General features: G+C 41.5%; 14 protein-coding genes and 1 riboswitch. Of the genes, 10 read left to right on the forward strand and 4 right to left on the reverse strand.

What is annotated here, in order from left to right; genetic code table 11:
* Window positions 1-63: 63 nt before the first annotated feature.
* On the reverse strand, window positions 64-1,080 hold the full coding sequence (galE, locus tag N523_RS0105230) for a UDP-glucose 4-epimerase GalE (RefSeq protein WP_013463948.1): 1,017 nt from the start codon (window positions 1,078-1,080) through the stop codon (window positions 64-66).
* A 251-nt stretch (window positions 1,081-1,331) separates the two neighbouring features.
* Here galE and N523_RS0105235 point away from each other — a divergent pair, with 251 nt between their 5' ends.
* A complete protein-coding gene (locus N523_RS0105235; protein WP_028834522.1) occupies window positions 1,332-1,817 on the forward strand; it encodes a DUF3016 domain-containing protein in 486 nt (161 codons plus the stop codon).
* A 55-nt stretch (window positions 1,818-1,872) separates the two neighbouring features.
* Here N523_RS0105235 and N523_RS0105240 read toward each other — a convergent pair whose 3' ends face one another.
* A complete protein-coding gene (locus N523_RS0105240; RefSeq protein ID WP_013463950.1) occupies window positions 1,873-2,163 on the reverse strand; it encodes a hypothetical protein in 291 nt (96 codons plus the stop codon).
* Window positions 2,164-2,279: 116 nt separating this feature from the next.
* Between N523_RS0105240 and N523_RS0105245 the strand changes: the two genes are divergently transcribed.
* Entirely contained in the window at window positions 2,280-2,489 is a 210-nt protein-coding gene (locus N523_RS0105245; protein ID WP_024601670.1) for a hypothetical protein, read from the forward strand.
* Here the strand turns inward: N523_RS0105245 and epmB are convergent.
* Window positions 2,486-3,499: an EF-P beta-lysylation protein EpmB gene (epmB, locus tag N523_RS0105250; RefSeq protein WP_028834523.1), complete on the reverse strand. Its 1,014-nt coding sequence runs from the start codon at window positions 3,497-3,499 to the stop codon at window positions 2,486-2,488. The genes N523_RS0105245 and epmB overlap by 4 nt on opposite strands.
* Before the next feature lie 40 nt (window positions 3,500-3,539).
* Here epmB and efp point away from each other — a divergent pair, with 40 nt between their 5' ends.
* Complete coding sequence (gene efp, locus N523_RS0105255; protein ID WP_010390517.1) at window positions 3,540-4,106, forward strand: elongation factor P; 567 nt, start codon at window positions 3,540-3,542, stop codon at window positions 4,104-4,106.
* 61 nt (window positions 4,107-4,167) lie between these two features.
* Window positions 4,168-5,142 (forward strand): elongation factor P--(R)-beta-lysine ligase, encoded by a 975-nt coding sequence (gene epmA / locus N523_RS0105260; RefSeq protein WP_028834524.1) that lies wholly within the window; start codon window positions 4,168-4,170, stop codon window positions 5,140-5,142.
* Between the two features lie 101 nt (window positions 5,143-5,243).
* Here epmA and N523_RS0105265 read toward each other — a convergent pair whose 3' ends face one another.
* A complete protein-coding gene (locus tag N523_RS0105265) occupies window positions 5,244-7,343 on the reverse strand; it encodes a TonB-dependent receptor (protein WP_028834525.1) in 2,100 nt (699 codons plus the stop codon).
* 102 nt (window positions 7,344-7,445) lie between these two features.
* Here N523_RS0105265 and N523_RS0105270 point away from each other — a divergent pair, with 102 nt between their 5' ends.
* From N523_RS0105270 to N523_RS0105295, 6 genes are all read left to right on the forward strand, one after another.
* Window positions 7,446-7,844: an acyl-CoA thioesterase gene (locus tag N523_RS0105270; RefSeq protein ID WP_008465083.1), complete on the forward strand. Its 399-nt coding sequence runs from the start codon at window positions 7,446-7,448 to the stop codon at window positions 7,842-7,844.
* Window positions 7,845-7,970: 126 nt separating this feature from the next.
* A complete protein-coding gene (locus tag N523_RS0105275; RefSeq protein ID WP_013463956.1) occupies window positions 7,971-8,369 on the forward strand; it encodes an META domain-containing protein in 399 nt (132 codons plus the stop codon).
* Window positions 8,370-8,469: 100 nt separating this feature from the next.
* Window positions 8,470-8,576, forward strand: a riboswitch (TPP riboswitch).
* A gap of 142 nt (window positions 8,577-8,718) precedes the next feature.
* Window positions 8,719-10,671: a phosphomethylpyrimidine synthase ThiC gene (gene thiC, locus N523_RS0105280; protein ID WP_028834526.1), complete on the forward strand. Its 1,953-nt coding sequence runs from the start codon at window positions 8,719-8,721 to the stop codon at window positions 10,669-10,671.
* Window positions 10,672-10,774: 103 nt separating this feature from the next.
* Window positions 10,775-11,776, forward strand: a complete 1,002-nt coding sequence (locus N523_RS0105285; protein ID WP_028834527.1) for an FAD-dependent oxidoreductase — start codon at window positions 10,775-10,777, stop codon at window positions 11,774-11,776.
* Window positions 11,777-11,783: 7 nt separating this feature from the next.
* Window positions 11,784-11,978 (forward strand): sulfur carrier protein ThiS, encoded by a 195-nt coding sequence (gene thiS / locus N523_RS0105290; RefSeq protein ID WP_013463959.1) that lies wholly within the window; start codon window positions 11,784-11,786, stop codon window positions 11,976-11,978.
* A 4-nt stretch (window positions 11,979-11,982) separates the two neighbouring features.
* Window positions 11,983-12,774: a thiazole synthase gene (locus N523_RS0105295; RefSeq protein WP_013463960.1), complete on the forward strand. Its 792-nt coding sequence runs from the start codon at window positions 11,983-11,985 to the stop codon at window positions 12,772-12,774.
* Window positions 12,775-12,777 lie beyond the last annotated feature (3 nt).

Here is a 12,777-nt window from a genome sequence, read left to right on the forward strand (position 1 = left end):
TAAAACACCTCATTTAATTTAAATGCGGTGTTTTAATTTTAAGCTGATAACTTAAAGAAGCCTTTATGACTTATATCCATTTGGATTATTTGATTGCCAGCGCCAAGTATCTTGCATCATGACATCAATACCACGCTCAGCTTGCCAACCTAGTTCACTAAGGGCTTTTTCTGGCGCAGCATAACAGGCTGCAATATCACCTGGGCGACGAGGTGACACCGCATAAGGGATTGCTTGGTCGCTAGCCTTAATAAACGCATTGACCATTTGTAATACTGAATAGCCGTTACCTGTACCAAGGTTATAAACAAGCGCACCGGTTTCTGCGGCTATTTTATCAAGTGCTTTTAAATGCCCTAGGGCTAAATCTACAACGTGAATGTAATCACGAACGCCAGTACCATCAACCGTATCATAATCGTCGCCAAATACAGCAAGTTGCTTTAATTTGCCAACCGCAACTTGTGAAATGAAAGGCAATAAATTATTAGGAATACCATTAGGGTCTTCACCAATCAAACCTGACTCATGTGCACCGACAGGATTAAAGTAGCGCAAAATAGCAAACGCGAAGCGCTCATCTGATTTAGCGATATCTTGCAACATCATTTCAACCATTAGTTTAGACGTACCATATGGATTGGTTGTACCGCCAACGGGGAAGTCTTCGCGTATTGGTAAGCTTGCTGGGTCGCCGTATACAGTGGCGGATGAGCTAAATACCAGTTTGAATACACCTGCATCACGCATAGCATCAACCAGTGTTAGTGTACCTTGTACATTATTTTGATAATACTCAATGGGTTTTACGACCGATTCTCCCACGGCTTTTAGGCCAGCAAAATGAATCACACTTTCAATGGTATGCTTGGCAAATACCGAGTCTAAAAAGGGTTTATCTAAAATATCACCTTGATAAAAAGTAATTGCTTTGTCAGTTATTTTTTTCACTCTTTCAAGTGACTCTTCAGAGGAGTTACTTAAGTTATCAATCACGATAACGTCGCTGCCTTGCTGTAAAAGTTCTAAAACGGTGTGTGAGCCAATATAGCCTGCGCCACCGGTTACTAAAATTGCCATGAATGCTCCTTGGAAACCTCTGTTCAATTAAGTTAATTTCACCATAAATACTGAGCTTTTACATGTATTATTTTGTTTGTTTTGCAATCGTAACATCGCAAGCTGTACTTTTGATTACATTTTGTGCAATTTTAATAACACCGCAGTAGAAAGATTAAGTTATAGTTCATATGTAATTGCTAAAGTAAGGTATAGCAATTTGTAAAATATTTAGTTGATTATAATGATCAGCATACTCGTTGGAGAAACGTATGAACTCAGTTAAAAAAATAGCAATGTTGATATTTATTGCACTACCGAGTGTTGTTTGCGCGGGTGAGGCACAAGTTAAATGGCATGACTTTAATGATTATCGCGATGTACGCCCATCAAACCAAACTAAAGGCTCATACCATAAGCAAATTGCCAAAAATATTGATGAGCACTTTGCAAAGCTCAGTGAGCAGCTTCCTAAAAATTATAGTTTAAAAATTGAAGTAACCGATTTAGATTTAGCTGGTGACGTGCGCTATGGCGGTGTTAACGAAATTCGGGTGGTTAAACCCATTCACTTTCCACGGATTGAATTTAACTATGTGCTTAGTAATGAAAGTGGTGTTGTTGCACAAGAAGACAACGTGAGCTTAAAAGATATGGGCTTTATGGATAAAATTAAAATGGGTCGAGACGAAGCATTTTACTATGAAAAACGCTTATTAACAGAGTGGTTTGGTGAGCAAATTTTACCGCGTATCTAGCTAATAATGCAAAGCATCTACTTTGGTAGATGCTTTGCAAAGAAGTCGCTAATTTTTATTTAAAGGTCGCTAACAGCGTTAGTAAATTTTGTAGTTTGATAACCGCTTTTTTTAGTTTTTCTTCATCCAAACCGTCGCTCGATAAGCTTTCTACATCAGCGGCAACGTCTAACACGTAAGGCTTAAAACGTTTAGCTTCGAAACTAAATCCAGCGTCCTCGGCAAATAAGGCTTTAAATTTTCCGTGACCTTGCTGTTGTAACTCATCGAGTTTTTTGTCAGCGTCAAGTGCCTGACGGTAAACAATTTTTAAGTTGGCGTTGAGTTGTTCAATTATAGAATCCATGGTTTTCCTAAAGCTTAGTGCAATGTTGCCGATAAATACTTAAGTGGGTTGGTAAAGTAATTTACCAATTCAGCGACTATAATACGTGTATTACAGTTAAAAGTCAGGTGTGAGTTATGAATATATCAGGTGGAAATCTACCTACAATGCCTGGTGCAGGCCAAGGCGCAGAAGTATTAACTGCTGCTTTATCTAAAAAGCAACAGCAAGCTGATGGTGCCGCTGCACTGGCACTTATTGAAGGTGCTACACAATCTTCAAGTGCGCAAACACCGGCTAAGTCGGTCACTGCAACACTTGGGAATAATGTAAACGTTTATGTTTAAACTAATTTGAGGTCGATAGGGGTTTTACTTTTTTGACCTCCTATTTCCCGAACTAGTTTAGGCACTAAAAATCCTGGCAGGGCTTCTAAAAGCTCTGCCATTATTTTTATGGCCTGCGCCTCATCTATATCAAAATGACTTGCGCCTTCTACCTTATCCAGTAAGTGTAAGTAATAAGGCATTACGTCCGCATCAAATAACGCTTCACTTAAGTTTATTTGCGCATCAACTGTATCGTTCACATCTTTTAAAATAACCGCCTGGTTTAACAGTAGCACATCTGCTTTTTTGAGCATGTTCATGGCGTTTTTAAAGTCATTATCTATTTCGTTTGCATGGTTAATATGATTAACGAATATAATTTTTAATGGTGACTTTGCTAATCTTTCACATAATTGTTCAGTGATACGTGCAGGAATAACCACAGGCAAGCGGCTGTGTATGCGCATGCGTTTAATTTGTGGTATTTGCTCAAGCTTATCTAAAAACCAGCTAATAGCATCGTCTTTGGCCATTAGTGGATCGCCACCACTTAAAATCACTTCGTTAATATTTTTATCCGATTTTATATAGCTCAATGCATCAATAAGACTACGTTTATTCAGTTGGTTTTCTTGATAAGGAAAATGGCGTCTAAAGCAGTAGCGGCAATTTACAGCACAACCGGTTTTAAACATGACTAAAACACGCGATTTATATTTATGTAACAGACCCGGTTGATTGTTATCTTGCTCAAGTAACGGGTCTTTATTAAACCCCGATTTAGTTAAAAACTCTTGATGGCGGGGCATAACTTGCAGCAATAAAGGGTCATTTGCATCGCCGTGACGAATTTTTTTTATAAAAGGCAATGGCACACGAACAGGGAACAAGCTACGAGCTTTTATGTCGTTTTCATGGACTTGGCTCGATAAACCAACCATTTCTAGCAACACTTTTGGGCAGGTAACTACATTTGCTAATTCTTTTTGCCAGTTTTTATGCAAATTTGCTTCATTTCTTTGTATCATTGGCACGTAGATTACTCGAAAAATATAAATAGAGGAAACGATGGCGAATTATAGCACCAACGAGTTCAAGGGCGGCCTAAAAATTATGATGGACGGCGAACCTTGCAGTATCTTAGAAAATGAAATGGTAAAACCGGGTAAAGGCCAAGCGTTTAACCGTGTTCGTATCCGTAAGCTTATCTCTGGCAAGGTACTTGAAAAAACCTTTAAATCGGGTGAATCGGTTGAAGGTGCTGATGTAATGGATACCGATTTAGCGTATCTATACACAGACGGTGAATTTTGGCATTTCATGAACAACGAAACATTTGAACAAATCGCTGCTGATGAAAAAGCACTGGGCGATGCTGGCAAATGGTTAGTTGAAAACGATGTATGTACTATTACATTATGGAACGGCAGCCCAATTGCTGTAACTCCACCAAACTTTGTTGAGCTTGAGATCACTGAAACCGACCCTGGCCTTAAAGGTGATACAGCAGGCACGGGTGGTAAACCAGCAACGCTTAGCACAGGTGCTGTAGTACGTGTTCCATTATTCGTACAAATTGGCGAAGTAATTAAAGTAGACACTCGCAATGGTGAATACGTAAGCCGTGTTAAGTAAGCTGTAACACGCCTTATTAATTAAATCCCGGCTTAAGCTGGGATTTTTTTTTGGAGAAAATATGTCAGCAGATCTTTGGGCGCCGAGTGCCAGCATAGATACACTCAAGCAACGAGCAGCGATTATGCGCAGCATTCGTGAATTCTTTTATGCTCGTAATGTAATGGAAGTCGAAACACCAAGTTTAAGTGCTGCCAGTGTAACCGATGTGCATTTAGCCAGCTTTGATACTACATTTGTCGGCCCAGGTCATGCTGGTGGGCTTCCCCTGTTTTTGCAAACATCTCCAGAGTTTGCGATGAAACGCTTGTTAGCGGCCGGCTCAGGCGCTATTTTCCAGCTTTGTAAGGCATTTAGAAATGAAGAAGCGGGTAGTCATCACAACCCTGAATTTACAATGCTCGAATGGTATCGTCCTGGGTTTGACGAATTTGCTTTAATGGATGAAATAGATGAGTTGATGCAGCTTATTCTTGAGGTTGCGCCTGCAGAGCGGATTACCTACCAACACGCATTTGAACGCACGCTAGGGGTCGATCCATTAACTGCCTCTATCACGCAGTTACAACAACTCGCCTGCGATCACGGATTTGCTGATATAGCTAAAAACGAGACTCATAAAGATACCTTGCTACAATTATTATTTTGTATGAAAGTAGAGCCGACTATTGGTCAAGACATCCCCTGTTTTGTGTATCACTTTCCCGCATCGCAAGCGGCACTTGCACAAATCTGTGAGCACGATCAGCGAGTTGCAGGGCGCTTTGAGCTTTATTATAAAAATATGGAGTTAGCCAACGGCTTTAATGAACTCACCAATGCCAAAGAGCAAGCAAAAAGGTTTAACCAAGATAACGCCTACCGCGCTGCTAGTGGCTTAAAACAAGTACCTATGGATACGCGTTTAATTGCCGCATTAGAGCATGGTTTAGAGCAATGTGCGGGGGTTGCATTGGGAATTGATAGATTAGTGATGCTAGCAACCAATAAGCAAAAAATAAAAGAGGTGATTGCGTTTGATGTGGCAAGAGCTTAAAGCAGCTAATAGCTTAAAGTGGTCAGCTATCAGATAAAAAAACACCGCGTTTGCATTAAACGCGGTGTTTTTTATTCTCGAACTGACAACTGGTCGCAGTATTACAAATTAAGCGTAAACGTAACACCGGCTACGCGAGGCTCGCCTAATTGTGTGTAAGTTTGGGTTGCGTAACCATCTAACGGGTTGTTGCCAAATTCAAAACCGCGAGTTGGAACGGTTTCATCAAACACATTACGTGCCCATGCGCGTACAGCCCACATATCGGCTTCGTAACCAAGGCTTACATTCACTAAGTTTGTGTTTGGAGCTTGTGCATTATGGCTATCGGAGAAGTAATAATCATCTTTACCTTCAACACCTAACATAGCATATAACTCATCAGTAACATTGTAGCGTGCACTAAATGCATATTGATATTTAGGCGCTTGTGCTTGCTCACGACCGTCTTGATTTAAACCAGATTTAGTAACAAAGTCATTAATTTTAGTGTCTAAGTATCCGGCACTTCCGGTAATAAATAAGTTTGGTGTTAGTTGATAGCTGCCTTCAATTTCAAGGCCATAGTTACTGCCAGAGCTGGCATTGGCGACATAACCGGTAAATTGTTGGTCTGATACTTGCCACGACTTTAATTGAATATTGTCACGGTGCATATAAAATGCAGCTAAACGCAGGGTAAACTTATCATCCAATGAGCTGCCTTTAACACCAAACTCACCACTCCATAAGTACTCTGGATCAAAGCTAGTATGCTGTTTGAAAAAATCAGCATCTAAACTTAACCCTTCATCTTTTGCTTTTGCTAGCGCTTCTGAATTAATCCCACCGGCTTTGTAACCGCGCGTGATACTGGTATAAATCATGGTGCGGTCAATAACTTGGTATTCAAGTGCAGCCTTGCCACCGAGCATAATATCGTCAGTTTCTTCAATAAAACCGTTACTATCTGTGTAATCACCTTGATATTGCTCAACACGTAAACCGGTAATAAGCGTAGTTTTTGGGCCTATTGCTGTGGCTAATTGGCCATAAGCTGCCATGTTATTGGTTTCATAGGTTGAGGCAAATGGATTGGCTAACCATGTATATTGACGCTCAAGGTCAACATCGCGGTTTTGATAGTAAATACCCGCCACCCAATTACCTGTTTTGCCATTAAACTGCAGATCGAGCGCTTGATCATCACGATCGCGGCTATAAATATCTGTTGAGCTATAACCATCTGGGTGCAGACCGGCAGCACATATTTGCGGCTTACTTGTATCGTTACATACCCAGTCTTCATCAAAACTATAAAAAAGCTCAGTATCAATGGCTGAAAGGTTTAAGCTCATATCAAAGGCGTCAAAACCGGTGTAAGTATTATTAAGGCCAACAGCATAGCTTTGTTGGTTATCTTCGCCTGGTTGATCAGCAACGCTGTTGCGAGAATTATCAAGGGTAAACGCATCATAACCGTTATTGATATCGATATAGTGCAGGTTTAGCTCTGAATTTAAATGAGCTGTGAGTTGGCTATTTAATTTAAAGCGGGCAACTTGTTCATCTTGATTTTGTGTTTCATCATTTAAATAGAGGTTGTTTACGTAACCGTCAGATTTTCTGCGAAAGTAGCTAACGCGTGCACTGGTATCATCGGTTAAACCTGTGCTAGCAGCAACGCCTGCTTCATGGCTGTTATAAGTGCCAGCACCTAAATGTAATTTTAAACTAGGATCGCTGGTTGCATTAGCTGATTGCATTTGAATCATACCCGCCATGCCATCGGCGCCAAAACGTGTACCTTGTGGACCACGGTAAATTTCTACTTGGTCAATATCAAATAATAATGAGCTGCCACCAAGGCCAGAATAATTTATACCGTCAATCACTAAACCGACAGATGGGTTAATTGGGTCGACGAATTGTGAACGAAGTCCCACCCCTCTAATTTGAATATAACGTCCGCGTGAGGCGCCTGAAGCAAAATTCACATTTGCAGCGCTTGCTAGCATTTCATCTAAATAAGTAGCCCCTCTGAGATTTACTTCATCTTCAGAAAATAAACTTGCGCTGGCACTTAACGTTTGAATGCTTTCTTTTTGAAAGTCACCAGTAACAATGATTTTCTCTAGGTCGGTGTCATCTGCATTGGCGTAGATTGGGGCACCGAATAGTGGTAATAACGTGGCTGTAATTAAAGACAAACGTAAATTCATTAGGTTACTTAACTCCATTTTAGGGACTTGTATGGTAGCAATTATTTCAACACTTGTGCTATAAACGCGGCAATTATACGTTAAATAATTTGGATTACTAATATGACCTTTAAAGTAGACTTTAAAGTGCGTGACTACGAGTGTGACCTACAAGGTATTGTAAATAATAGTGTTTATTTTAATTATCTGGAGCACGCTCGTCATGAGTTTTTATACGCACAGGGTGTTGATTTTGCACAACTTGCCAAAGATAAAATTAACTTAGTGGTACTTCGCAGTGAAATGGATTACAAGCAGTCTTTAAAGCCAGCGGATGAATTTTATGTAGCAGTAGAGCCTGTACGCATTAGTCGCCTTAAATTTGCGTTTAAACAAACGGTAGTTCGCAAATTAGACGAAAAAGTGATGCTCAATGCCTTAGTAATAGGTACGTCGGTTAACGAGAAAGGTCGTCCATTTTTACCACCACAGATAGATAACTTATTCCAAGCAATTGCTTAATTCCAAATAGCACTGCTTTTAAACTAGCTTAGAACAAAAATTTACATTTAAAACATGCATTTTTAACGGATAAACCTGACAAATATTGATACTATTACACTAATTAGACAATAAGTTAGTAGTAACATGAAATTAGCAGCAATACCGATGCTTGTAATCGGTTTATGTGTTGGTTGCGCATCAACAGGGACAGTTACCACTGAGCAGCTAAAATATACACAATGGCAATTATCAAAGGTTGATGGTTTGGCCATTCCCGCATCTTTTAAAGCATCAATGAGCTTTATAGAAGCGCTACAAATAAATGGCTTTGCCGGATGCAATAAGTTTTTTGGTGAAGGTTCGCTTGAAGATAGCAGCTTGAGCGTAAGTAAATTAGGTATGACACGCAAATCATGCGGCCCTGAACTGGATGAGTTTGAACAGCAGTTTTTACAAGCGCTTAAGCAAGGTGCCGAGCTTAACCTGCAAGACCAAAAATTGGTGATGCAAGGCGAGCAAAAATTTGTGTTTATCCCTAAGTAAATTTTACACATTTTGAAAAACAGCCCCTTGCGGGGAATTTTCAACTGGCGTACACTCATAGCAGATTCGATTAAAACATTATCAAATCAACGAACAATTTAACTACTTGTCGGAGTGCCTAAGTTTTATTTAGGCTGAGATCGCGAAAGCGGGATCCGTGAACCTGATCAGGTTAATACCTGCGTAGGGAACAAGCTGCCTAAACTGGACGCTTGTGCGTCTTTTTTTATGCGTACAACAACATCAAACCCGTCATTTTAGGCTGCAAAGTGGCATAAAGCTACTTTACGATCTTTCTCTATTCCATCGGAATATCTGGCAAGACAACCCTTAAGCAATGAGGTAAGTCATGTCAAACACTACAAAAAAATCGTCGCGCCGAGAAACTCGTGCTGCTGCATCTGACTATATTTATAACCTAACGGGTCAACCATTTCCAAGCTCTCATAAAGTGTATGTTGAAGGAAGCCTGCAAGGCGTGCGTGTGGGTATGCGCGAAATAACATTAAGCGATACATTCATAGGTGGCACAGATGAAAACCCCGTGTATGAGCCAAATGAGCCGCTGCGTGTTTACGATACATCTGGCCCGTATACCGATCCTAATTTTGAATTAGATGTACGTAAAGGGCTTGATAAATACCGTGAGCAGTGGATTGAAAGCCGCGGTGACACTGAAGTACTTGAGTCAGTTACCTCACAGTTTGCGCAGCAGCGTATGGCTGACGATGGGCTTGATCATATTCGCTTTGAGCATTTACCAAAAATTCGCCGTGCAAAAGCGGGTAAAAACGTAACGCAAATGCATTATGCCCGCCAAGGGATAGTTACCCCAGAAATGGAATATGTAGCGATACGTGAAAACATGGGGCGTGCACAAATACGTGAAGAGTTACTAGCTGCGCAGCATAAAGGGGAGTCGTTTGGCGCGAGTATTCCTGAGTTTATTACTCCTGAATTTGTGCGTGCTGAAATAGCGCGTGGTCGCGCTATTTTACCTAACAATATTAATCACCCAGAAACCGAGCCTATGATTGTTGGTCGTAACTTTTTAGTTAAAGTTAACGCCAATATAGGTAATTCATCAGTTGGTTCATCTATTGAGGAAGAAGTTGAAAAAATGGTGTGGTCAACCCGTTGGGGTGCCGACACCGTAATGGATTTATCAACTGGGCGCTACATTCACGAAACCCGCGAATGGCTAGTGCGTAATTCGCCAGTCCCTATTGGTACTGTACCCATTTATCAGGCCCTTGAAAAAGTAAATGGCGTAGCTGAAGACTTAACGTGGGAAATATTTCGTGACACGCTGATTGAGCAAGCCGAGCAGGGAGTTGACTACTTTACTATTCATGCCGGCGTGCTTTTGCGCTATGTCCCTATGACAGCAAAACGCGTAACAGGCATTGTATCGCGCGGTGGCTCTATTATGGCTAAATGGTGCCTAGCGCATCACAAAGAAAACTTTTTATACACGCATTTTGAAGATATTTGTGAAATTTTAAAACAATACGATGTGTGTTTTTCATTAGGCGATGGCCTTCGCCCAGGCTCTATTGCTGATGCTAACGATGAAGCGCAATTTAGTGAGCTTCGTACCTTAGGCGAACTGACTAAAATAGCTTGGAAGCATGATGTACAAGTGTTCATAGAAGGCCCTGGGCATGTGCCTATGCATATGATCAAAGCCAATATGGAAGAGCAACTTAAACATTGTGACGAAGCGCCCTTTTATACCTTAGGCCCACTCACCACAGATATTGCACCAGGGTATGACCATATAACCTCAGGGATTGGGGCTGCGCAAATAGCTTGGTATGGCTGTGCCATGCTGTGTTATGTAACACCGAAAGAACATTTAGGTTTGCCAAATAAAGAAGACGTTAAAGAAGGCCTTATCACCTATAAAATTGCCGCTCATGCCGCCGATTTAGCCAAAGGTCACCCCGGTGCACAAGAGCGAGACAACGCCCTATCAAAAGCACGCTTTGAATTTAGATGGCACGACCAATTCAACATTGGTTTAGACCCTGTTCGCGCTCGTGAATACCATGATGAAACACTGCCACAAGAATCAGGTAAAGTAGCCCACTTTTGCTCCATGTGTGGCCCTAAATTTTGTTCGATGAAAATAACCCAAGAAGTACGTGACTACGCCAAAGATCTAGAAGCGCGCGGTATTGATCCTAATAACGTGGGTGATGCCATTGAAATCAAAATGGTAGATGTAGAGGCCGAGATGAAAGCTAAATCTGAAGAGTTTAAACAAACAGGCTCAGAGATTTACCATAAAGCAATATAAAATAGGTTGCGAGTTGCGAGCATCGAGTAGCGAAATGTTTATCTTAACATCTTGTTGCTCGAAGCCAGAGACCCGCAGCTCGCAGCTAAATGTAGGAGTGTTTATGTTTTATGACATTGCTGTGGTGGGGTTTGGTTTAGCGGGGCGTTTGGCGGCGCTTGAATTAAGTAAGCAGCACCGTATTACTGTATTTGAAGCTGATGACGAGCATACTCAAAATAGTGCGGGTAAAGTGGCGGCGGCTATGCTGGCACCACTAGCTGAGTCGGTTATGTGTGAACATGATTTAGCACTATTGGGAGTAGATTCTATTGCTCGCTGGCCTGCTATTTTAGATGAGTTAAACAGTGAGGTGTTCTTTCAACAGCAGGGCACCTTAGTGGTTGCTCACCCGCAGGATAAAGGCGACTTACAAAGTTTTGCACAGCGAATAAAGCCGTTACTAAATTTTAGTGCCAAAGCGGTTAATACGCAGCAAATAGCGGATTTAGAACCTGAGCTTACAGGGCGTTTTAATCAAGGGCTATTTTTACCCGGTGAAGCGCAAATAGATAACCAAGCCTTTTATAAAGCCAGCTTTAGGTTGCTAAATAAGCGCAAAGTAAAGTTTGTGTTTAATCAACGCGCCAGCATCTTTGATAATAAAGTGAATAATCGAGAGTTTGATTACATTATTGATTGCAGAGGGCTTGGAGCTAAACAAGATCAGCCACTTCGAGGTGTGCGCGGGGAAGTGGCAAGGTTATACGCCCCTGAGGTTAACTTAACGCGGCCTGTGCGATTAATGCATCCGCGTTACCCTATTTATATTGCACCTAAACCTAATCATGAATATGTCATAGGGGCAACGGAGATCGAATCGCAAGATACAGGTCCTGCAACTGTGCGCTCAACCCTTGAACTATTATCGGCGGCCTACACTGTTCATAGTGGCTTTGCCGAAGCGCGATTATTAAATATTCAAACAGGCTTACGCCCAGCGTTTAGCGATAATCGCCCACAGGTAAAAAAAACGAGCAAGGTTATCAGTATCAATGGCTTGTATCGCCACGGCTATATGTTGGCACCCGCGCTTGTGGCACAAGCATTATCGCAAATAGAGTGAGTATTAAATGAACATTACAATTAATGGTGAGCCTTTAAATGTGACTAGCCATGCGTTGCTGGAAATAGTAAAAAACGTGGGTGCAATGGCGCCTTATGCCGTGGCTGTAAATGGAGAGTTTATTCCTCAGAGTCGCCATAGCCACGTTGTTATAAATGAAGGTGACAGTATTGAGTTATTGTCACCTATCCAAGGTGGATAGTGCTATGCAAAGCAAAGACTGTTTAACAATTTATGGTGAGCCAATCAATAGTCGCTTGTTAATTGGATCTGCGTTATATCCGTCACCAGATATAATGACGCAATCAATTAAAGCCTCAGGTGCTGAGATAGTCACCGTGTCACTTAGGCGACAACAAAACGCGGCGGCAGGGAATGATTTTTGGCAATTAATTAAAAACACCGGTTTAAAAATACTGCCTAATACTGCCGGATGCCACAGCGTCAAAGAGGCTATTAACCTAGCTAAAATGTGCCGAGAAGTATTTGCTACCGATTGGATAAAACTTGAATTAATAGGCGATGACTATAATTTACAGCCCGATCCCTTTGCATTACTTGAAGCCACAAAAATATTGATTGATGATGGGTTTAAAGTACTGCCTTATTGCACTGATGATTTAGTGCTGTGTCAGCGCTTGAATGGATTAGGCTGTGAGGTGCTAATGCCGTGGGGCGCGCCTATTGGCACCGGTAAAGGATTGTTAAATAGTTATAATTTAAAAACCATTAGAGAACGCCTGCCTAATACAACATTAATTGTTGATGCCGGGTTAGGTTTACCATCGCATGCCTGCCAAGCACTTGAATTAGGGTATGATGCGGTATTATTAAATTCAGCCATTGCAGGGGCGGGTTGCCCAGTGACTATGAGCCGTGCATTTAAAGCTGCGGTAGAGGCAGGGCGCTTTGCATACAATGCCAAAGCAATGCCCGAAAAAGACGTTGCAACCCCCTCAACCCCAACAATGGGTATGCCATTTTGGCATCAGCAGTAAGGA

It is taken from the genome of Pseudoalteromonas sp. 23_GOM-1509m (assembly GCF_000518425.1).
Taxonomy (GTDB): domain Bacteria; phylum Pseudomonadota; class Gammaproteobacteria; order Enterobacterales; family Alteromonadaceae; genus Pseudoalteromonas; species Pseudoalteromonas tetraodonis.